At 72.4% G+C, this 20,865-nt stretch carries 21 protein-coding genes; 6 read left to right on the forward strand and 15 right to left on the reverse strand.

Features of this window, described 5'->3' with window-relative positions; all coding sequences use genetic code 11:
* Positions 1-14 precede the first annotated feature (14 nt).
* From ACFYZS_RS24030 to ACFYZS_RS24085, 12 genes are all read right to left on the reverse strand, one after another.
* Entirely contained in the window at positions 15-992 is a 978-nt protein-coding gene (locus ACFYZS_RS24030; RefSeq protein ID WP_389016075.1) for an alpha-ketoacid dehydrogenase subunit beta, read from the reverse strand.
* Positions 989-2,077, reverse strand: a complete 1,089-nt coding sequence (pdhA, locus tag ACFYZS_RS24035; protein ID WP_389016077.1) for a pyruvate dehydrogenase (acetyl-transferring) E1 component subunit alpha — start codon at positions 2,075-2,077, stop codon at positions 989-991. The genes ACFYZS_RS24030 and pdhA overlap by 4 nt, the downstream gene beginning before the upstream one ends.
* A complete protein-coding gene (locus ACFYZS_RS24040; protein WP_389016080.1) occupies positions 2,070-2,933 on the reverse strand; it encodes a MaoC family dehydratase in 864 nt (287 codons plus the stop codon). Before ACFYZS_RS24040 ends, pdhA begins: the two co-directional genes overlap by 8 nt.
* 3 nt (positions 2,934-2,936) lie before the next feature.
* Positions 2,937-3,362: a PaaI family thioesterase gene (locus ACFYZS_RS24045; RefSeq protein ID WP_123518048.1), complete on the reverse strand. Its 426-nt coding sequence runs from the start codon at positions 3,360-3,362 to the stop codon at positions 2,937-2,939.
* Between the two features lie 17 nt (positions 3,363-3,379).
* Positions 3,380-4,063, reverse strand: a complete 684-nt coding sequence (locus ACFYZS_RS24050) for a beta-ketoacyl synthase N-terminal-like domain-containing protein (RefSeq protein WP_389016083.1) — start codon at positions 4,061-4,063, stop codon at positions 3,380-3,382.
* Entirely contained in the window at positions 4,060-5,235 is a 1,176-nt protein-coding gene (locus ACFYZS_RS24055; RefSeq protein WP_389016086.1) for a beta-ketoacyl-[acyl-carrier-protein] synthase family protein, read from the reverse strand. Before ACFYZS_RS24055 ends, ACFYZS_RS24050 begins: the two co-directional genes overlap by 4 nt.
* Positions 5,225-5,503: a hypothetical protein gene (locus tag ACFYZS_RS24060; RefSeq protein ID WP_389016090.1), complete on the reverse strand. Its 279-nt coding sequence runs from the start codon at positions 5,501-5,503 to the stop codon at positions 5,225-5,227. The genes ACFYZS_RS24055 and ACFYZS_RS24060 overlap by 11 nt, the downstream gene beginning before the upstream one ends.
* The gene (locus ACFYZS_RS24065; protein ID WP_389016093.1) at positions 5,500-5,772 is read right to left on the reverse strand and encodes an acyl carrier protein; all 273 of its coding nucleotides are present in this window, start codon (positions 5,770-5,772) and stop codon (positions 5,500-5,502) included. The genes ACFYZS_RS24060 and ACFYZS_RS24065 overlap by 4 nt, the downstream gene beginning before the upstream one ends.
* A gap of 43 nt (positions 5,773-5,815) precedes the next feature.
* The gene (gene fabV, locus ACFYZS_RS24070; RefSeq protein WP_389016096.1) at positions 5,816-7,075 is read right to left on the reverse strand and encodes an enoyl-ACP reductase FabV; all 1,260 of its coding nucleotides are present in this window, start codon (positions 7,073-7,075) and stop codon (positions 5,816-5,818) included.
* Positions 7,072-8,496, reverse strand: a complete 1,425-nt coding sequence (locus ACFYZS_RS24075; RefSeq protein WP_389016099.1) for a class I adenylate-forming enzyme family protein — start codon at positions 8,494-8,496, stop codon at positions 7,072-7,074. The genes fabV and ACFYZS_RS24075 overlap by 4 nt, the downstream gene beginning before the upstream one ends.
* 72 nt (positions 8,497-8,568) lie before the next feature.
* The gene (locus ACFYZS_RS24080) at positions 8,569-9,744 is read right to left on the reverse strand and encodes a 3-dehydroquinate synthase II family protein (RefSeq protein ID WP_389016102.1); all 1,176 of its coding nucleotides are present in this window, start codon (positions 9,742-9,744) and stop codon (positions 8,569-8,571) included.
* 77 nt (positions 9,745-9,821) lie between these two features.
* Positions 9,822-10,655 (reverse strand): 2-amino-3,7-dideoxy-D-threo-hept-6-ulosonate synthase, encoded by an 834-nt coding sequence (locus tag ACFYZS_RS24085; protein WP_389016105.1) that lies wholly within the window; start codon positions 10,653-10,655, stop codon positions 9,822-9,824.
* Between the two features lie 330 nt (positions 10,656-10,985).
* Between ACFYZS_RS24085 and ACFYZS_RS24090 the strand changes: the two genes are divergently transcribed.
* From ACFYZS_RS24090 to ACFYZS_RS24110, 5 genes are read left to right on the forward strand one after another with little or no spacing between them, the layout of a single operon-like run.
* The gene (locus ACFYZS_RS24090) at positions 10,986-11,558 is read left to right on the forward strand and encodes a flavin reductase family protein (protein WP_389016107.1); all 573 of its coding nucleotides are present in this window, start codon (positions 10,986-10,988) and stop codon (positions 11,556-11,558) included.
* On the forward strand, positions 11,551-12,858 hold the full coding sequence (locus ACFYZS_RS24095; RefSeq protein WP_389016110.1) for an FAD-dependent oxidoreductase: 1,308 nt from the start codon (positions 11,551-11,553) through the stop codon (positions 12,856-12,858). Before ACFYZS_RS24090 ends, ACFYZS_RS24095 begins: the two co-directional genes overlap by 8 nt.
* Positions 12,855-13,724: an arylamine N-acetyltransferase gene (locus tag ACFYZS_RS24100; RefSeq protein ID WP_389016113.1), complete on the forward strand. Its 870-nt coding sequence runs from the start codon at positions 12,855-12,857 to the stop codon at positions 13,722-13,724. Before ACFYZS_RS24095 ends, ACFYZS_RS24100 begins: the two co-directional genes overlap by 4 nt.
* Positions 13,721-14,929 carry an LLM class flavin-dependent oxidoreductase gene (locus tag ACFYZS_RS24105; protein ID WP_389016116.1) on the forward strand — a complete coding sequence of 403 codons (1,209 nt, stop codon included), beginning with the start codon at positions 13,721-13,723 and terminating at the stop codon, positions 14,927-14,929. Before ACFYZS_RS24100 ends, ACFYZS_RS24105 begins: the two co-directional genes overlap by 4 nt.
* Positions 14,926-16,233: an acyltransferase family protein gene (locus ACFYZS_RS24110; RefSeq protein ID WP_389016119.1), complete on the forward strand. Its 1,308-nt coding sequence runs from the start codon at positions 14,926-14,928 to the stop codon at positions 16,231-16,233. Before ACFYZS_RS24105 ends, ACFYZS_RS24110 begins: the two co-directional genes overlap by 4 nt.
* On the opposite strand, the gene ACFYZS_RS24115 is transcribed toward ACFYZS_RS24110, so the two are convergent.
* Complete coding sequence (locus tag ACFYZS_RS24115; RefSeq protein ID WP_389016122.1) at positions 16,211-16,891, reverse strand: TetR/AcrR family transcriptional regulator; 681 nt, start codon at positions 16,889-16,891, stop codon at positions 16,211-16,213. The genes ACFYZS_RS24110 and ACFYZS_RS24115 overlap by 23 nt on opposite strands.
* A 126-nt stretch (positions 16,892-17,017) precedes the next feature.
* Between ACFYZS_RS24115 and ACFYZS_RS24120 the strand changes: the two genes are divergently transcribed.
* Positions 17,018-18,493, forward strand: a complete 1,476-nt coding sequence (locus ACFYZS_RS24120; protein WP_389016124.1) for an MDR family MFS transporter — start codon at positions 17,018-17,020, stop codon at positions 18,491-18,493.
* Positions 18,494-18,561: 68 nt separating this feature from the next.
* Here the strand turns inward: ACFYZS_RS24120 and ACFYZS_RS24125 are convergent, their stop codons facing one another.
* Both ACFYZS_RS24125 and ACFYZS_RS24130 read right to left on the reverse strand, forming a co-directional pair.
* Positions 18,562-19,530, reverse strand: coding sequence for a zinc-binding dehydrogenase (locus ACFYZS_RS24125; RefSeq protein WP_389016127.1), 969 nt, complete (start codon positions 19,528-19,530; stop codon positions 18,562-18,564).
* Between the two features lie 5 nt (positions 19,531-19,535).
* Positions 19,536-20,573, reverse strand: coding sequence for a 3-oxoacyl-ACP synthase III family protein (locus tag ACFYZS_RS24130; protein WP_389016129.1), 1,038 nt, complete (start codon positions 20,571-20,573; stop codon positions 19,536-19,538).
* Between the last annotated feature and the right edge of the window lie 292 nt (positions 20,574-20,865).

Here is a 20,865-nt window from a genome sequence, read left to right on the forward strand (position 1 = left end):
TTTCCTTCACGCTCTCAGTACGTCAGGGCGCGGTCGACGGCGTCGAGCACCCGGTCCAGGTCCGGCAGGTAGGCGTCCTCCACCCGGGAGGGCGGGTAGGGCGCGTGGAAGCCGCCGACCCGCAGGATCGGGGCCTCCAGGCTGTAGAAGCAGCGCTCGTGGAGCCGGGCGGCCAGCTCGGCGCCCATGCCCAGGAAGACGGGGGCCTCGTGTACGACGACCGCCCGCCGGGTCCGCTCGATCGAACGCTGGAGGGTGGTGAAGTCGACGGGCGACAGCGAGCGCAGGTCGACGACCTCCAGGCTGCGGCCCTCGGCCTGGGCGGCGGCGGCCGCGTCCAGGCAGACCTTGACCATCGGGCCGTAGGCGAGCAGCGTCAGGTCCCGGCCGGGGCGCACCACCGCGGCCTCGTGCAGGGCGCGGGGCGCGGGTCCGCCGGTGTCCAGCTCGCCCTTGTCCCAGTAGCGGCGCTTGGGTTCCAGGAAGACGACCGGGTCGTCGTCGGCGATGGCCTGGCGCAGCATCCAGTACGCGTCACTGCTGTTCGAGGGGGTGACCACGCGCAGGCCGGCGGTGTGGGCGAACAGGGCTTCATGGGACTCGCTGTGGTGCTCGACCGCGCCGATGCCGCCCGCGTACGGGATGCGGATGGTGACGGGCAGCTTGATGTGGCCCAGGGCGCGGGCGTGCATCTTCGCGAGCTGGCTGACGATCTGGTCGAACGCCGGGTAGACGAACCCGTCGAACTGGATCTCCAGGACCGGCCGGTAGCCGCGCAGGGCGAGGCCGATCGCGGTGCCGACGATGCCGGACTCGGCGAGCGGGGTGTCGAAGACCCGGTCCTCGCCGAAGTCCTTGTGCAGTCCTTCGGTCACCCGGAAGACGCCGCCGAGGCGGCCGACGTCCTCGCCCATGACGAGGGTCTTCGGGTCGGCCTCCAGGGAGGCCCGCAGCGCGGAGTTGAGCGCTTGCACGATGGTGGCCCTGGTCATGCGGCTTCCCCGGTCTCCTCGGCGAAGCCTGCGGCGTAGGCTTCGTAGGCGGCCCGCTCCTCGTCGACCAGCGGGTGCGGTCCGGCGTAGACGTGGCGGAAGATCGCCCCGGTGTCGGGGTCGGGCATCTCGCGGACGCTGGTGCGCACGTGCCGGGCCAGCCGGTCGCTCTCCTCCTCGACGGCATCGAGGAAGGCCTGATCGGCCCATCCCTCGCGGAGCAGGTACGCGCGGACCCTGTCGACGGGGTCCCGGCGCCGCCAGGCCTCCATTTCGCCCGGAGGGCGGTAGCGGCCGGGGTCGTCGGAGGTGCTGTGGGCGCCCATCCGGTAGGTGAACGCCTCGACGAGCACCGGTCCCGAGCCCTGGCGGGCTCGGTCCAGGGCCCACCGGGTGACCGCGAGGCAGGCCAGGACGTCGTTGCCGTCGACGCGTATCCCGGGGAAGCCGAAGCCGGCGGCCCGGCGGTGGAGCGGGACGCGGCTCTGCCGCTCGGTGGGCTCGGAGATCGCCCACTGGTTGTTCTGGCAGAAGAAGACCACGGGCGCGTCGAAGACGGAGGCGAAGGTGAACGCCTCGCTGACGTCGCCCTGGCTGCTCGCGCCGTCGCCGAAGTAGGCGATGACGGCGTCGTCCGCGCCGTCCTTGCCGATGCCCATGGCGTACCCGGTCGCGTGCAGGGTCTGCGCGCCGATGACGATCGTGTAGAGGTGAAAGTTCTTCTCGTCGGGGTTCCACCCGCCGTGGTTGACGCCGCGGAACATGCCCATGAGGTTGACCGGGTCGACGCCGCGGCACCAGGCGACGCCGTGCTCCCGGAAGGTCGGGAAGGCGTAGTCGCCGGGGAGCATGGCCCGCCCGGAGCCGACCTGCGCGGCCTCCTGGCCGAGCGACGAGGTCCACAGGCCGAGTTCGCCCTGGCGTTGGAGGGCGGCGGCCTCCCCGTCGAAGCGGCGGACGAGTACCAGGTCCCGGTAGAGGGCGCGGACCTCCTCCGCCGAGATCTCGAGGTCGAAATCGGGGTGGGTGACGCGCTCGCCGTCGGGGCTGAGCAGTTGGACCATCGGGATGTCGTCGTCAGGCACGGTGGGTTCCTCGGTCGGTTGGGGGCGGGAGCAGGGCCGCCCTCCCGGTGGCGACGGGCGTGCCGGCACCGTCGGTGGCCGTGAGGACCAGGGCGCCGTTGGCCGCGGTGCGGTCGGTGATGAAGAGCTCGGCGCCGGCGGCCGGGACGGCCAGCGGGCGGTTGAAGCGCAGCTGGAGTTCGCCGATCCGGTCCTCGCCCAGCCGGTCGGCGAGGTGTCGGCCGGCCAGGGCGAAGGTGAGCATGCCGTGGGCGATGACCTCGTCGAACCCCGCGGAGCGGGCGGCTTCGGGCGACAGGTGGATCGGGTTGTGGTCACCGGAGGCGGCCGCGTACGCGGCGACCAGCTCCCGGGTGATCCCGTACGCGGTGGTGCGCGCGGGGTCCCCCGCGGCCGCCGCGGGGGCGGGCGAGGGGAGCGGCGCGGACAGCGGGGGGCTGTGCACCAGCAGGGAGGTGGACTCCGCGACGGCGTTGCCGTTCTCGTCGGCGAACGAGACGACGACCTCGGTGGCGGTGCCCGCGCCGAGGGCCTTGACCGACCGGACGGCGGCCGTGGAGGTGAGCTCGCCGCCGGTCCGCGGCCGCCGCAGCAGGCGCAGCTTCTGCATCCCGTGCAGGGCGACCATCCCGCGGCGTCCGACGGCGCGGACCAGCAGCAGTTCGCCGGCCTGGAGCGCCAAGGCGGCGAGCAGTCCGACCGGGGGCCCGTCCTCGCGGTGGGCGGCGGTCCCGGCCCCGGCGGGGGCGGCGGGGCCCGCCGTGCGGGCCGAGGCCAGCACGGTGTTGAACCGCTCGCACGCGGCGTCGGTGACCTTCGCGGTGCCGCCGAGCACCCCGTACTCCTCGGGCGTCATCGCTCAGCGCCCCGGCCGCTTGCGCAGCAGACAGGTCAGGCGTGCGGAGCAGACCAGGCGGTCGTGGTCGTCGCGGATCGACACCTGGTACGTGCCGACCTGCGAGCCCTGGTGCAGCGGCTCGCAGACCCCGGTCACGATGCCCGCGCGGGCCGCCCGGTGGTGCGTGACGTTCAGCTCCAGTCCGACGAGCATCCCGTCGGGTGCGACGTGGGCGCCGGCGGCCAGCGAGCCGAGGGTCTCGGCGAGTGCGGCGCTGGCGCCGCCGTGCAGCAGGCCGAAGGGCTGGCGGTTGCCGGACACGGGCATGGTGGCGACCACCCGTTCGCGGGACCACTCGGTGATCTCGATGCCGAGCTTGTGGATCAGCTGCTCCGCCACCATCTCGGGCGGCATGTCGGCCATCAGTTCGGCCAGTGATCGGTTCATGACTCGTTCTCTCTTCCTCAGGGACGAGGTGTGCGGTCCGCCAGCGCGGCCAGCGCGCGCAGGTGGCCGGTGCCTTCGGGTCCCGGGCGACCGGGGCAGAGTTCGGTGCCCGCCCCTTCGCCGGGGCGGCGCAGCAGCAGGGCCACGGCGAGGTCGCCCTCCGGGGGGCGGGCGGTGCCCCCCTGCGCCGCCAGGTGTCCGAACGCGGCCTCGGTGCGCGGGTTGACGGCCAGTTCGACCGCGATCACCAGCACCTGGTCGATGTCCTCGTCCCTCAGGAGGAGTTCGGCCGCGTCCAGTGCCTGTTCGCCGACGCCGCTGTCGGCGGCGATGCACGAGACCGGTCCGGTGATCCCGTACTCGATGGTCAGGTGGCCCAGGATCGACGTGGTGACCGACTGGAAGAACAGCAGGGGGTTGTGCACCCGGCCGCTGACCAGCTTCTGGCTGGCCACGTCGGAGGTGGTCGCGTCGCCGGCCACGGTGGCCAGCACGATCGCCGTCGAGTCGGGGTACGGGCCGGTGAGCCGGTTCGGGGCCGCGAGGGTGCCCGGCTCGCCGAGGCAGCGCCGCACGGTCTCGCGGACCAGCGGGTTGAAGGAGGACACCACGAACCCGGGCACCCCGGGGAGTGCGACGTCCTCGGTGTGCGGGGAGACCCGGGCGGCCGCGACGACCCGGGGGGTGAGCGTTGCGGTCACGGCTGCTCCAGGATGATCGCGGTGTTCAGGCCTCCGAAGCCGGCGTTGAGCGAGAGGACCCGCCGGAGGCGGGCCCGTCGCGGCTCGTCGGGTACGTAGTCCAGGTCGCATTCCGGGTCGGCCCCGTCGTACCCGGCGGTGGGCGGTACGGTCTGCTCCTCCAGGGCCATCAGGGAGATGGCGAGTTCGACCGCGCCGGTGGCCTCGAGCATGTGGCCGGTCATGCTCTTGGTGGAGCTCACCAGGAGCTGTTCGGCGTGCGTGCCGAAGGCCTCGTGCAGGGCGGCGGTCTCGGCCGGGTCGTTGAGCCGGGTGCCGGTGCCGTGCGCGTTGACGTACTGGATGTCGGCGGGCGCCACGGCGGCCTTGGCCAGGGCGCGGGTGACGGCCCGGGCCATGCCGAGGCCCTTCGGGTGCGGCTGTACGACGTGGTGGGCGTCGGCGGCCATCCCGAAGCCGGGGATGCGGGCCAGCGAGCGGGCGCCGCGCCGCAGGGCGTGCTCCTGCGACTCCAGGACCAGTGCGGCCGCGCCGTCGCCGAGCAGCATGCCGCTGCGGCCTTGGGAGAAGGCGCGCAGCCGGCCGTCCCGGGCGAAGGTGCGGCCCGAGTCGAACTTCGCGAACTGCTCCTCGTCCACCAGGTAGACCCCGCCGACGACGGCGACGTCGACCTGGCCGGCGTCGATCATCCGGCAGGCGTGGATGACCGCGCTCGCCGAGGCCACGCAGGCGTTGATGAAGGCGAGCGCCGGTCCGGTGAACCCGAGTTCCGCGGCCACGGCGGCAGGGATGCCGCCGGCGAAGCTGCGGTGGGTGTCGGCGGGGTCGGGGGTGCGGCCCTGCGCCCGGTCCTGCCAGAAGCGGTGGATGCCGGTGAAGTCGCCCTGCGTGCCGATGAGGACGGCCGCGCGGTCGGCCTCGACGGCCTCCGGGTCCAGCTTGGCGGCCTGGAGGGCTCCGCGTACGCAGCCCAGAAGCGTCTCGAGCTGCCGCGGAACGTCGTCCGGACCCCCGAACGTCGCGCCGTACGTGTTGCGGAAGGGCGTGGTGTCGAATCGCTCGATGGGCGCGAAGGCGGAGCGGCCGGCGAAGACGGCCTCCTTCAGCGCCTCGGCGCCCGCGCCGAACGCGGTGAAGGCGTCGTATCCGGTGACCCTGATGTCAGTGGGCATGGATGCCGTCCTCCGCCGCCGTCCCGGGGTTCGCCTCGACGCCGGTGCGTGCGAGGTAGGTGGAGATCCCGCGGGCCGAGGTGAAGAAGTCGAGGTCGGCGCCGTAGGGGTCGATGCTGATGCCGTGCTCCTCGTCCAGGACGTGCTGGAGCCACACCAGGGCCAGCGAGTCGAGGGTGATCGGGGTGTCGGCGTCGAGTTCCTCGAAGGTGCCGGGGACGATCTGGTACTGGGTGAGGAGCCGGCGGATCTCGTCCGTGTCGATCACGCGAGTGCCTCGGTGGACGCGCCGTCGCGGTGCCGGGCGACCGCCGCGACGAACTCGCCGAGGGTGGCGGTCGGCTGGGCCGCGGGGTCCTCGTCCGCGATCGTGGCGCCGAACTCGTGCTCGACCTGGACGAGGAGCTCGACCAGGGCCAGCGACTCCAGCTCCAGGCCGCCCGGGCCGAGCGGCTGGTCGTCGGAGACGGCTTCGGTGACGGTGGGGTCGATCTCGCCGATGATGCCGATGACGAAGGAACGGATGTCGTTGCTCACAGCGGTTCTCCTTGGGAAGTGAAGGTGGCGAAGGGGCGCGGGGTCAGCCGCGGGCCGGCCGGCGGGGTGCGCCGGCCGCCACGCGCAGGGGGTCGGCGAGATCCCGTACGGGATCGGTGTCGGCCGCGTAGTCGACGTCCGGCAGGCCGAAGCCGTTGAGGGCCAGGGACTCGGCGCGGTGCACGCAGGGCGCGCCCAGTTCGCCGATGGTGGCGGTGTCCACCAGGGCGAGCCTGCGGTCCACCTCCGCCTGGACGTCGGGACGCAGCTCCAGGTCGTCCAGGCGCAGCCGGCCGAGTTCGTCCGTGGTGGGGTGCGGGACGGTCTGCCGCTCGTGCAGACCCGAGTAGAGGCGTTTGGTGAGCAGCCGGTGGGCCTGCTCGATCGGCCCTTCCTGCAGGCCCATCTCCAGCATCACGCGGGTGAGCACGACGGTGTAGAGGGTCTGGGCGGGGATGACGGAGCTGGCCTGGGTGACCATGGCCCGCATCACGGCGGTCAGCGCCCGGCCGCCCGCGCCGCGCAGCTCCGCGTCGAGCGCACGGCCGGTGGCCTCCAGGTGGTCCTTCGCACGGCCCAGGGTGCCGGCGCGGTAGGTCGGGGCGAGCCGCGTGTTGCCGACGTAGCTGAAGGCCACGGTCGTGACGTCCGGGGCGAGCACCCCGGCCGCGCCCAGCGCGTCGATCCAGCGCCGCCAGTCGTCGCCGCCCATGACGGCGACGGTGTCGTCGATCTCCTGCGGGGTGGCGGGCTCCACGGTGGTGCGGCCGACCTCGCCGGTGGCGCTGTCGTACGTCTTGGCGGTGAAGGGGGCGCCGAGCGTCTTGAGGGCGGAGCGGCGGACCTGGCCGGTCTGCGGATCGGTGCGCCGGGGCGCGGCCAGGCTGTAGACGACGAGGTCCACCTGGCCGAGGTCGTCGTGGACGGTCTGGGCCGTCCGCTCCTTGACGGCGTCGCTGAAGGCGTCCCCGACGACCGTTCGCCCGTAGAGGCCGGCCTGCCGCAGGCGGGCTTCCAGTTCGGCCGTGTTGTACCAGCCGGCGGTGCCGGTGCGGGTGGCCGTGCCGGGGGTCTCCTGGCAGACGTTCAGGGTGGCCGCGCCGGCCCCGAAGGCCGTGGCGGTCCGGGCGGCGAGGCCCAGGCCGGACGATCCGCCGATGACGAGGACGGAGCGCGGCCGGTCGGCGCCGGTGATCGGCGGCCGGCTCCGGACGTACGCGATGTCGCGGCGGACCCGGGCGGCGCAGCCGTCGGGGTGGGCGTTGGCGCACAGGGAGCCGCGCAGCATGGGGGTGACGATCACGCGCGGACTCCGATCGGGCCCGGGGCGGGGGCTGCGGATCCGCCCATGCGGGACAACAGCAGTTCGCGGTTGCGCACCAGCTTCCCGTTGCTGGTACGGGGGATCGCCGGGGCGAGCTCGAAGCGGCGCGGGATCTTGAAGTGGCTGAGCCGGTCTCGGCACCAGGCCTGGAGCTCACGGGCGGTGGTCCCGCCGGTGACCCCGACGAACGCCTCGATGGTGCCGCTGAAGAGGACGACGGCCTCGGTGACGTTCGGGTGTTCGGACAGGGCGAGTTCGACCTCGCTGAGGTCCACCTTGAGGCCGCCGATGACCACGAGGGAGTCGGTGCGGCCGTGCACGGACAGCACGCCGGTGTCCTCGTCCATGGTGCACAGGTCGTGGGTGCGCAGCCAGCCGTCGGCGTAGCGGCTCGCGATGTCGTTGGCGTACAGGTAGGGCGAGACGTCGGTGCGGACCTGGAGCTCGCCGGCGCGGACCCGGACCCGGGTGCCGGGGACCGGGCGGCCCACGGCGGGCGGTGCGAGGACGCCGGCCAGGTCGGTGGCGATGATTCCGGTCTCGGTCATGCCGTACGCCTGGCCGATCCGTACGCCGTACCGCTCCTGGAAGGTCCGGTACACCTCGGGGCGCAGCGTCTCCCCGCCGGACACGGCGATCCGCAGGTCGGGCAGGGGCGTCGTGTCGGTGATGCGGGTGAGCAGCTCGAAGTGGAAGGGAACGCCGAACAGGACGTTCGCCCGTGATGCGGCGAGCGTGGACAGCAGGGTCCGGGGCTGCGCGTTGGTCGGGAACACCAGGGTGGCGCCGACGCCGAGCGCGTGGAGCACGCCGCCGATCAGTCCGAAGGAGTGGGTCAGCGAGTTGCCGAGCAGCACCCGCTCGCCCGCCTGCGGCATCTGCGGCAGGTTCGCGAAGCTTTCGATCTCCGCGAGCAGGGAGTCGGCGGTGCGGCCGATGACCTTCGGGTAGCCGGTGGAGCCGGAGCTGAACTGGAGCAGCACGTGCGGGTTGCCGGCCGGGTGCCCGCTGTGGCGGACCTCGACCTGGACCTCGCACTGGTCCTGGAAGACGACGCGGACCGCACCGGAGGAGCCCGAGCTGATCATGAAGCGGGGTTCGCAGAGGTTGAGCAGGCGGTCCACCTCGGTCCGGGTGAGCCGCGGATCCATCAGGATGACCTGGGCTCCGCGCATCCACAGCGCGAGTACGGTCCACAGGTAGGTGAAGCTGGGGGCCATCTGCACGGCGACGGTCGAACCGGACCTGATGCCCTGGATCTCGAACAGGCGCTCCAGGTCGGTGACCTTCGCGCGCAGCGTGCCCCAGGTCACCTCCGTCTGGGCCCGTGCCCAGACCGTGTCCTCCGGGTGGCGGAGGAGCATGTCCGCGATCCAGCTCTTGAGCGGCGCGTTCTCCATAGAGATCTCCGATGTCAGGACGTTGGTGCCGCGGGTGCGCCCCGGGGGGCGGGGCGCACCCGAGCGGTCAGCTCACTTCTCGATGCAGAATTCGCCGACGGGCCAGCCGACGTGGCGCTTGTCCGTCGGGGTGTAACCGAGCAGCTGGTCGCCCTTCTTCAGCTCGGTGACGTTGAGGACGGCGGCGCCGGGGCCGAGGACCCGCACGTGCCAGTCGTCCTGGACGGTGAGGCTGACCTCGACGCCCTCGGGGGACTTCGCCTTGATGGTGAGCAGCGGGCGCGACTCGAGCTTGACCCGGCCGACCGCGATCCGGCGGGTGCGGCCGTCGGCGCCGACACCGAGGACGGTCGCCCCCGCGTGCAGCTCGCTGAGGTAGTTGGTGCGGTTGTCGGCGCCGTACGTGTAGGAGTGCAGGGCTCCGGCGTTGACGCGGAACGGGCGGGTCGGCATGTACGGCAGCGGGTGGGTCTCGCTGACGCAGAGGACGAAGCCGTGCGCGTACGAGCCGACGAGGATGCCCTCGTCCTTCTCGAAGTGGGTGCAGGTGTCGACGCACACCCGGTCGCCCATGCCGGAGTGCTCGATGGACTCGACGGTCAGTGTGGTCAGGTCGAGCGGGGCCGTCCGCGAGGCCAGCAGCTCGGCGAGCTTGAAGACGTCGTCGGCGGTCTTCGGGGCCATCATCAGGCCCTCGGAGCCCTTCTCCAGGACGCCGACGACGATCTCGGCCTCCTCCAGGGAGGTGACCTCGCAGATCAGCTGGCCCTCGGAGCGGTCGGCGGCGGCGATGACGATCTCGAGCGGGATCTTGGTCGGGTCGCGGAACTTGACCACGGTGTACGGCAGGACGCTCGCGGCGGCGCACGCCAGGTCGAGGGTGCGCTGGTCGATCACCTCGACGAAGGCGGTCGCCTGCTTCTCGCCGGAGAGGAACTTCAGGCGCAGGTCGTTGAGCTCGTCGTCGGTGGTGACGGTGACCGCGATCAGGTCCGCCGGGGAGGGCGTCGGGGTGTCGGCGGACTTGGCGTCGGCGCCCTTGTTCTTGCGGGCCTTCGCGTCCTCGGAGCTGCCCGCGGCGGCGGTGGCCGACGGGAGGAGCACCTTCTTCACGGTCGGGGGGAGGGTGGCCAGTACGTCGGGGCGCGAGTCGACGATGCCGTCGAGCCGGGCGTGGACGGCCGCGTCGACGACGGCGGGCACGTGGGCGGGGGCGACGGAGCGGATGTCGATCCAGGCGAATTTCACAGGAATCCCTTGGAGAGGAGTGGAAGGGGAGACTCGGCGGAGCGGGACGCGGTCACACCACGTCACGTCATGCCGCGTCAGACGGTGGCGGCCGTGTCGTAGAGCTCGGAAACGGAGAGCGGGAGCCCCACGGGACCGGACGGGTGCGGGGCGTGGACGGTCTCGGCGAGTTCCCGGACGAGGCCTTCGGGGTCGGGGCTCGTGAAGACGCGGCGGCCGACGGCGAGTCCGGCGCAGCCGGCGTCGATGGCGCTCTGTGCGTACACGGCGAGGTCCTGGCCGTTCTCCGGGCCGCCCGCGACGAGCACGGGCACCGGGCAGCCGGCCACGACCTCGGCCATGGCGCTCATCGGCACGGCGGCCGAGGTCTTGACCAGGTCGGCGCCGAGGTCGGCGGCGATGTTCACCACGTGCGCCAGCAGTTCGGGGTCGTGGGAATTGCTGATCCGCGGGCCGCGAGGGTAGATCATCGCGAGCAGCGGCATGTCGAAGCGGGCGCACTCGGCGGCCACGCTGCCGAGGTCGGCGAGTTGCTGGGCCTCGGTCGCGGAGCCCACGTTGACGTGGACGCTGACCGCGTCGGCACCCAGCTTCACGGCGTCCTCGACGCTGCCGACGAGCACCTTCTGGTGGCTGTCGGCGGCCCGGGAGGTGCCCGCGCTCAGATGGATGATCAGCGCGCACTCCCGCAGGTGGCGGGGGGCGATGTGGCGGGCGCGGCCCTTGTGCACGATCACCGCGTCGGCGCCGCCTGCGACGAGCGACTCCATGAGGGTGTCGAATTCGTCGGCATTGACGACCGGACCGTCGGAAACTGAATGGTCCAACGGAATGAAGAGATATCGCTCATCGTTCCGGCGGGACAGCCGGCTGAGTCGCAGTTCCCTTCCGCTGGAAAGGGTTCGAGGCATCGGAATTTCCGCCCTTCATGGACGATGAATACTTCCGCAGCACCTGGGGTGATGGTGTTTCCCAGTGGTGTCACGTATTTCGACAGGATCGCTGCCAGTTGGTGCGGTGCAGCGGATGACCAGGAATCTAGGGAACTCGCGCCGGGGCCGTCAAGGAATCCAACCCCCCTCCTCCGTGCGGCGAAAAGGCCTGGCTGGAAGGGGTGTACGGGTGAGCTGACCGGTCGTGGGCCGCCGTGCGGGGTACCCGATGGTGCACCCCGTACGGGACTGGCGGATTTTCCCGTTCCTTGCAGGATGGCTGCCATGACTGAAAGGAAGGTGGACGGTATGAGCTCGGCCATTGACCATGAAAGGATCCGGTCGGACCGAGCGGATTTCCGGCAGGCCATGAGCCGGTTCTGCACCGGGGTCACCGTGATCGCCTGCGGGACCGGGGCGTCCACCGAGGCGATGACCGCCAATTCACTGACATCCGTCTCGCTCGACCCCCTGCTGCTGCTGGTGAGCATTCGGACCACCGGCCGCCTGCACCCGAGGCTGGCCGATGGCGCGGCCTTCTCCGTGAGCGTGCTCGCGGAGGAGCAGCAGCACCTGTCGGGCCTGTTCGCCCGGCCGGACCGGCCCGCCGGGGAGGCGGCGTACGAGCGGCTCGGCGGCTGGACCGGCACGAACGGGACCGCACTGGCGGCCGGGGCGCTCGCCGCCTTCGAGTGCACCGTCGAGGCCGCGTACCCCGGCGGAGACCACACCCTCTTCCTGGGCCGGGTGACGGCCGTCCACCAGGGACGGACCGCACACCGGCCGCTCGTGTTCTACGCGGGCGGCCACCCCCGGCTCACCGACCAACGTCCAAGGCCCGCCCTGAGCCGGCCGCGTGAGGTGGAGAGCACCCATGTCTGAACCTTCTGAACCGACCGAGCCGTCGGCGTCGCGCCCCCTCCCGGGGCCGGCGACCGCCGCCGATCCGGACGTCGCCATCGTCGGCGCCGGACCGGCCGGCCTCCTGCTCGGCCTGCTGCTCGGCCGCCGCGGCCGCCGCGTGCTGCTGATCGAACGCGAGGGCGCACCCGAGCTCGGCGGACCCGGCAACGGCATCTGCCCGATCCTGCAGCCCGCCACCCTGGGCGTGCTGGGCGGTCTCGGGCTGCTGCCCGACCTGATCAAGGGGACCACGCCGGTCACCCACGGCGAGGTCGTCGCCGGCGCCACGGTCGTCGCCGGCTACGCGTACGCCGAACTGCCCGGCGCACCTGTGGACTTCGCCCTGCCCACCTCGATCGTCCAGCTGCGCGACGTACTGACCGAAGCGGTCCGCGCCGCCCCGGGCGTCGAGATCGTCTACGGCGCCACCGTGCACGGGCTGACCGCGCGGGAGGGCGCCGACGGGACGCGGGGCCTGCTGCTGGAGACCGCGGAGGGGAAGCGGACGCTGCACCCCTCGCTGATCGTCGGCTGCGACGGCAAGCGCTCGGCGGTGCGCGAGATGGCCGGCATCGCCTCCGAGGTCACCGAGTTCCGGCGCGGCTACCTCGAACTGCGGGTTCCGATGCCGGACTTCTGGGGCGGGGTGATGCGCGCCTACTTCACGGCCGACGGCTACATGCTCGGCACGCCCATCGCCGACGACCAGCTGCTCTTCGTGTGGATCACGGACGAGGAGACCGCCGGTCGCGCCGCCGACGGGCCGCTCGAGGAGCTGGTCGAGAAGTACGCGAGCGGCATCCCCGACGCCGCCGACTGGATCCGCGCCCACACCCGTGACCGGTCCCAGGTGCGGGAGTTCCCGCACCACATCGTGCGCCCGGAGCGCTGGGTGGACGGCAACGTCCTGCTCGTCGGCGACAGCGCGCACGGCGTGCACGTCTACGGCGGCCAGGGCCTCAACCTCTCCCTCCAGGACGCGGCCTGCCTCGCGGACGCCGTCGACGAGGCCCTGACCTCGCAGGACACCGCGGAGCTGCACCGCTTCGAGGCGGTCCGGATGCCCTTCGTGTCGGCGTTCCAGGACATGCAGGAGCTCCACCTGGCGGCCCTCGCGGCGCGCGGCGGGCAGCAGGGCGGCGGGCAGCAGGGCGGCGGGCAGCAGGGCGGCGGGCACCTGCCCGAGTTCGCCCCGCTCGCCCTCGGCCAGTCCGAGCTGCGCGACGCCCTCGCGGCGGCCGCCCTCGGCCGGCCCCGGAGCGGGGGCGAGGCGGGATGACGCGGCCGGACTGGAGCGCGTACCTGGCACGGATCGGCTACGACGGTCCCCTGGATTCCACCCTGGAGGTGCTGCGCGGGCTGTGCCGGGCCCATGTGAGCAGCATCCCCTTCGAACTGCTCGACGGTCCGGACGGCATCAAGCCGGCCATCGACGCCGCGAGCGTCTTCGAGAAGGTCGTGGTCAACCGCCAGGGCGGTGCCTGCATGGAGGTGAACAACCTCTTCGCGGGGCTGCTGGAGCACCTGGGCTTCGACGTGACCACCCTGGCGGCGCGGCCCTGGCTGCCGCAGGACCGGGCGTACACCGAGACCGGCGACCACATGGTCCTGCTGGTCCGGCTGGACGGCACCGAATGGCTCGTCGACGTCGCGTACTCCCAGTTGACCGCGGTGGAACCGCTGAAGCTGGACGGGACCGTGCGCACCGAGCGCGGCTGGGAGTTCCGCGTGCACCGGGAGGGCGAGGACGGCGGGGAGTTCGTCGCGCAGCGCAAGGGCCTCAGCGGGCGGTGGGCGCCGATCCACCGGTTCACCCGCGACCCGCGCGGCGCCGAGCACTTCGACGAGATCGTCGAGCTCTATCTGAACCCGGCGAACGACTCGCCGATCCTGCACACCCTGATGTGCTCGCGCGTCACGCGGACCGGCAAGGTCACGGTCGTCAACGACCTGCTGATCGAGACGGCCGAGGGCGGCGCGGAGAGCAGCAGCAGGCTCGAGACCCCGCAGGCGGCCCGGGCCGCCATGGAGGCGGTGTTCGCCGGCCATCCGCAGCTCGTCGAGCGCGGCACCCGTATCTGGCAGCGGCTGGTGGGCGACAGCCTGCCCGCCGCCGCACCGAACCTTGAGGAGAGCATCGTATGACCAGGCCGCGCATCGGCTTCGGAGCCTTCATCTCGCCCTTGCACCCGCCCGGCGAGAACCCGACCCTGCAGATGTGGCGGGACCTCGAACTGGTGGAGTGGCTGGACGCGCTGGGCCTCGACGAGGCCTGGATCGGCGAGCACCACTCCGGCGGCTGGGGAACCATCGGCAGCCCCGAGGTGTTCCTCGCGGCCGCCGCCGAGCGGACCCGGCACATCCGCCTGGGCACCGGCGTCACCAGCCTCCCGTACCACCACCCCTTCCACGTGGCCTCCCGGATCGTCCAGCTCGACCACCAGACGCGCGGCCGCGTGATGCTCGGCGTCGGTGCCGGTTCCGCGCCGGGGGACGCCCACATGCTGGGGATCGCGCCGAGCGAGCAGCGCCGGATGACCACGGAGTCGCTGGAGGCCGTACTCGAACTGCTCGCCGGGCAGCAGCCGGTGACCCGGCGAACGGACTGGTTCACCCTGCGGGACGCGCGCCTGCAGCACCGGCCGTACCGCCCGGAGGGCATCGAGGTCGCCATCTCCAGCGCGGCGTCCCCGCACAGCATGCAGCTGGCCGGCCGACACGGGCTGAGCCCGCTGTCGTTCGCCTCGCCGCGGCCCGGCGGGACCGCGCCGGACCTGGCCCGCCAGTGGCAGTACGCCGAGGAGGCCGCGGCCGCGGCCGGGCGGACGGTGCGGCGCGAGGACTGGCGCCTCGTCGTCAACGTGTACGTCGGCTCTTCGCGCGAGGAGGCGATGGAGGAGCTGCGCGAGGGCGCCGCCGCCTGGATGCGCGGCTATTTCGGTGACATCGTCGGTCTGCCGGTCGACGCCCTGGGCATCGAGCCGGGGCGGGAGATCGAGGCGCTGGTCGAGTCGGGCGCCGCGATCGTCGGCTCGCCCGACGAGGTCGCCGACGGGATCGAGCAGCTGTACAAGAGCAGCGGGGGATTTGGAAAGCTGCTGGTCACGGGTGCGGACTGGGCGTCACGGGAGAACGCCAAGCGCAGCTTCGAGCGGCTCGCGCGGTTCGTCGTACCGCGGTTCAACGGGTCCCTGGAGGGCTTCGAGTCCTCCCGTGAGTGGGTCGTGGAGAACCGTACCGAGTTCGTCACCCAGGCGATCGGCGCCTTCCAGAAGGCCTTCACCGACTCCGGTGTGGCCGCGCCGAGCATCGCGCTGCCCGGTTCCGCCCCCTCGGGCGGGTCCTCATGAGACCTCTGCTCGTTCCGTCCGAGGCCTGCGGTCCTCCCGTACCGGTCCTGCCCAAGGTCGGCGGTCGCCTCGACTCGCTGACCGGGCTGCGGTGGTGGGCGGCGCTGCTCGTCTTCGGCGAGCACATCGCCGCCCTCAAGCTCGGCACCCGGGTGGGCGAAGAAGCGCGGGGCCCGGCCGACGAGGTGCTGTACTTCCTCTTCGGCACCGGCACGATCGGGGTCAGCTGCTTCTTCATCCTCAGCGGCTTCGTGCTCGCCTGGACGTACCGGCCGGACAGCGACACGGTGCGCCGGTTCTGGCAGCGCCGGTTCGCCAAGATCTACCCGGTGTACCTCGTCTCGACGGTGCTGGCCTTCGTGCTGTTCTCCGGCATGGGGCAGGTGCCGGGTGCGGCCAATGTGGTGCTGCACCTGACGCTGCTGCAGTCCTGGGTCCCCGAGCAGTCCCTGTACTTCGGGCTCAACCCGGTGACCTGGTCGCTCAGTTGCGAAGCCTTCTTCTACCTGATGCTGCCGGTGCTCTTCCTGTGGCTGCGCCGGGCCGGCGTGCGGACCCTGTACGCGGTGGTCGTCGGCGCGGTGGCGCTCTCCTTCGTGCTGCCCTACACGCTGGGCGCGCTGGTGGAGCTCCCCCGTCCCGGTGAGGAGATGATCCCGACCGGTCCGGTCGGCGGGCCGTTCGCGTACTGGTTCACCTACGTGTTCCCGGGCTTCCGGATCCTGGAGTTCGGCGCCGGTGTGGCCGCCGCGCTGCTGGTGCGCCGGCAGGCGTGGCGCGGGCCGTCGGTCGCCTGGTCGCTGGCGGCCTGCCTGGCCGGCTGGCTGGTCAACGCGCTGCTGCTGCCGCCGAGGCTGCAGCACGAGGCGGGCACCTTCCTCCCCTTCGTCCTGCTGATCTCCGCACTGGCGGTGGCGGACCTGCGGGGCGGGTGGTCACCGCTGCGGGGCCGCAGGATGCTCTTCCTCGGCGAGATCTCGTACTGCCTGTACGTCTTCCAGCTGCTGCTGCTCGCGGTGGTGGCGGGGACGCTGCGCCCGGCGCTCGCCGCGGCCGGGGTCATCGGCGACCGCGAGGCGGCGCTGCCGGACTGGCTGGTCGGCCCGGCGGCGCTGGGGTGCCTGACGTTCTGCTCGCTGGTCGCCTGGGCGGCGTACCGCTGGGTGGAGGTGCCGATGATGAGGCGCCTGCGGCCGCAGGTGGCGCGGCCGGGCACGAGCGGCCGGGCCGCGGAGGCGGCCGGGTCCGAGACGGGGACGCCTGCCGCGGCACAGGAGCCGGTCAGCGCCCGTACGCGCGCATGAACATGTCGATCCCGCGGTCCGCGATCGCGGCGGTCGCCTCCTCGTCGAGCGTGACCTGACCGAGGACCGACTGCAGCTGCGCCTCGCCGATCAGCAGCGCGCGCAGCTGACGGGCGGCCGCCTCGGCGTCGGGAACGGACAGCCGGCCGGCCCGGTCGAGGAGGGCGAGCTGGTCCGCGATGGCCCGGACGCTCGCCTCCTGGTCGACGCCCCGCAGGGCCACGCGGAGGGATTCCTCCAGCGGGGCGTCGGCCAGGATGCGCCAGCGCAGCGCGGCCGTGTCGTCGCACAGCATCAGGCGCACCCAGCGGCGGCCGAAGTCGCGGAACTGGGCCGGGAGGTCGGCGCAGTCGTGGGCGGCGATGGTCTCGTTCACCACCGCGGTGAACTGCGCGGCGAGCGGGTCCATCGCGCTCTCGACGAGCGTGATGACCAGGGTGTCGCGGTCGCCGAAGTGGTTGTAGAGCGTCTGCTTCGCGACGTTGGCCTCGGCGGCGATCGTGTCCACGCTGCCCCGGACGAAGCCGTCCCGGATGAAGACGGCTGCCGCGGCCTGGAGGATCTGGGCCCGCCGGTCCCGGCCGCCGTGCGTCCTGCGCGGGCGCGGCCCGTCGGCGCCCGCGCGTGCGGGCGTCCTGGCGTTGTGGGTCTTCGTCACTGCTCTGCCTCCCCGGCGGAGTACGACTTGATTTCTGGACGACTCAGTCTACTATTCAAAACTAGACGGCACAGTCCAAGTTTCTGTGCCGCCCGTGCCTTGCCCATTCGGAGGGGAACTCCTGCCATGACCCGACCCACGCCCACGCCGCCCGCGGCGGAGCCCGACGGCCGTATCGACGCCCAGCTGTGGTGGCTCTGCGGCGTGCTGGTGCTCGGCGCCGTGACGACCCTGCTCGACGGCACGATCGTCAACGTCGCGATCGACGCCCTGTCGCAGGAGTTCGACTCCACCATCGACACCATCCAGTGGACCGTCACCGGTTACCTGCTCGCCCTGTCCATCGTGGTGCCGCTCTCCGGCTGGGCCATGGAGCGCTTCGGCGCCAAGCGGATGTGGCTGGCCGCCCAGGCCCTGTTCCTGATCGGCTCCGTGCTCTCCGGCATCGCCTGGTCGGTGGAGAGCCTCGTGCTCTTCCGCGTCGTCCAGGGACTCGGCGGCGGCATGGTGATGCCCATGGCCCAGGCGATGCTCGCCCGGGCGGCCGGCCCCGGCAGGCTGGGCCGGGTCATGGCGGTGGTCTCCGTACCCGCCATGCTCGCGCCGATCATCGGCCCGGTCATCGGCGGCGTCTTCGTCGACGAGCTCAACTGGCGCTGGATCTTCTTCGTCAACATCCCGATCGGCCTCGCGGCCATCGTGCTCGCCTGGATCAAGCTGCCCGCCGACCGGCCCGCCAAGGACGCCCGGCTCGACCTGCTCGGCCTCCTGCTGCTCTCCCCCGGCCTGGCCCTGCTCCTCTACGGAGCCGCCGAAAGCGGCAGCGAGGGCTTCACCGGCAGCGGGAGCCTCCCGTACACGGTCGCCGGCGTGCTGCTGCTGACCGGCTTCGCCGCCCATGCCCTGCGCACCACCCGTACGCCCCTGATCGACCTGCGCCTGCTGAAGGACCGCGGCTACTCCGCCGCCGTGCTGACCCAGTTCACCCTGAACTCGGCGGTGTTCGGCGCCATGTTCCTGCTTCCGCTGTACTTCCAGATGGACCGGGGCGACACCGTTCTGCAGGCCGGCCTGATGCTCGCCCCGCAAGGCGTCGGCTACGTCATCGCCATGGCCGTCGTCGGCAAGGCCACCGACAAGATGGGACCCGGCGTCCTGGCGCTGGTCGGCGTGGTCGTCACCCTGCTCGGCACGCTGCCGTTCGCCCTGATCGACCAGAACTCCGACCAGGCGCTGCTGGCCGCCGCCATGGTCGCCCGCGGTATCGGCGTCGGCGTGGTCACGCTGCCGAGCCTGGCCGCCGCCTACCGCTCGCTGGCCCCCGCGGCGATGCCCCGTGCGTCGAGCGCGATGAACATCTTCCAGCGCCTCGGCGGCTCCGTGGGCACCGCGGTCGTCGCGGTCGTCCTGCAGAACGCCGTCACGGCCGGCAAGGCGGACGGGACGCCGCTCGCCGAGTCGTTCAGCGCGTCGTTCTGGTGGGTGTTCGCCTTCACCGCGCTCACCCTGCTGCCGGTGCTGTTCCTGCCGCGCGCCGTCCCGGCCGCGCCGGCGGCCGCGGCCGGCCGGGGCTCCTCGGCCAAGGAGCCCGCCACCGCGTGACACCGCTGTACCCAGCAGTTCGGCCCGGCCCGCGTCAGCGGTGCCGGGCCGAACTGCGTCGCGCTGGCTCAGAGGGTGAAGACGATCTTCCCGAAGACCTCGCCGGAGTGCAGGGCGGCCAGCCCGGCCCGCACCTCGGACAGCGGCAGCACCCGGTCGACGACCGGACGCACGCCCGTACGCACGCAGAACGCGGCCAGCCGGGCCAGCTGCTCGGCCGTGCCCATCGTCGAGCCCACCACCGACAGCTGGTTGGCGAAGATCCGGCCCAGGTCCGCGGGCGGGAACCCGCCCGTCGTGGCACCCGAGACCACCAGCCGCCCGCCGGTGCGCAGCGCCTTCAGGGAGTGCGCCCACGTCGCCTCGCCCACCGTGTCCAGTACGGCGTCCACCTTGTGCGGCAGCCGGGCACCGGGCGCGAACACCTGCTCGGCGCCCAGTTCCTCCAGGCGGCGACGCTTGTCCGCCGAGCGGCTCACAGCCCACACCCGGTAGCCCGCGGCCCGCCCCAGGCTGACCAGTGCCGTGCCCACGCCGCCGCCGGCGCCCTGCACCAGGACCACGGAGCCGGGCTCGGCGCCCGACTTCTCGAACAGCATCCGATAGGCCGTCAGCCACGCACCGGGCAGGCACGCGGCGTCGGTGAAGCTGATTCCGGCGGGCTTGGGCACCAGGCAGCGCCGGGGGACCGCCACCTTCTCCGCGAGGGTTCCCGGCTGCTGTACGGAGAGGAACTGCACGGCGGGATCACGCGTCTCGTCCCCGCCCCCGGCCAGCGGATCGCCGATGACCGGGTAGACGATGACCTCGTTGCCGTCCTCGTCCGTCCCGGCGGCGTCGCTGCCGAGCACGACCGGGAGCTGCCCGGGCAGCACGGCCACGCCGAGCAGCGTCCACAGGTCGTGGTGGTTGAGGGCGGCGGCGCGGACGGAGACGGTGGTCCAGCCCTCCCGCCGCGGCGGTTCGGGCCATTCGCCCGTCCGCAGGCCCGAGAGCGGATCGTCGGGTACCGACCGCTCGGCCACGACGGCGTACATCCCCCTCACCCGGCCCGCAGGCAGAGGGTGCCCCAGATGAAGCCGGCGCCGATCCCCGAGACGACCAGCAGGTCGCCCCGGTTGACGTCGCCGCGCTCCATGGCCTGGTGCAGGACGGTGAACACGGTGGCCGCGCCGGTGTTGCCGTACTTGTCGACGGTGATCCCGGCACGGGAGCGGTCCACGCCCAGGACGTCCATCGCCTCGTGGACGATGTTCAGGTTCGCCTGGTGCAGTACGTAGTGGTCGATGTCCCCCGGCTCCAGGCCGGCCCGGTCGAGGGTGGCGCGGATGCTCTCCGGCAGGCGCTTCGTGGCCTCCACCCAGACGGCCCGGCCGTCCATCTTCAGGAATTGCTGCCGCTCGTCGACGGTCTGCGCGGTGGTGGGCAGGCTCGCCCCGCCCGAGGGGATCTCCACCGCGTACGAGAGCGACGCGTCCAGGTCCCAGGAAAGCATCCCGTGTCCGGGCTCGGTACGGCTCATCACCACGGCACCGGCGGCGTCGCCGAAGAAGACGCGCGTGGAGCGGTCCTCGGGGTCGGTCACCCGGGACAGGCATTCGGCGCCGATCACCAGGACGTTGCGCATCCGGTCGTTCTGGAGCAGGTGGGCGGCGGTCAGCATGCCGTAGACACCGCCCGCGCACGCGGCCTGGCTGAGGTCCAGCGGGAAGGCGTTGAAGGCTCCGAGCGCCTCCTTCACGATCAGCGCGGTCGACGGCAGCGGCTGGTCGTAGGTGAACGTGGCGACGATGACCGCGTCGATGTCGGCGGCGGTGCGGCCGCTGTTCTCCAGCGCCTGGCGGGCCGCCGCGACGCACATGTCGGAGGTGGTCCGGCCGGCCTCGAGCCAGCGCCGCTCGCGGATTCCCGTACGGGAGACGATCCACTCGTCGGTGGTGTCCAGGCTCTGCACGAGATCGGCGTTCGTGACGACGTCGGACGGGACGTGGCAGCCGGTGCCGACGATGCCCACCGGAAATTGCAGGCCGGCCTGCCGTGTTCCGGACGATTCCGCAGTACTCGCAATGGTCTCTGGCATTGCTGCTCACTTCCCGGAGATAAGAGGAATTCCGCTGCGGCCGGCGCACGGCACATGGCCCACGGCACATGGCATACGGCGCACGGCGCACGGATTTCTGGCGGTGCGCGGAACTCTAGGTACGGGTGCGAGCGCCCTGACAGGCGCAAAAGGCCAGTAATGGCAGTATTTTCGTGGTGGCCGTTCAGTGCGCCCGGCCGGCCTGCCCATCCGGGCAGGGTGCTGACCGGGCCGTTGGGCGGTGGCGATGGGGCAGCCGGAACGGTCCTTCCGGCGGGCCGGGTCCGGGACG

The organism is Streptomyces sp. NPDC001903, assembly GCF_042891345.1.
In the GTDB taxonomy this organism is placed as follows: Bacteria; Actinomycetota; Actinomycetes; order Streptomycetales; family Streptomycetaceae; genus Streptomyces.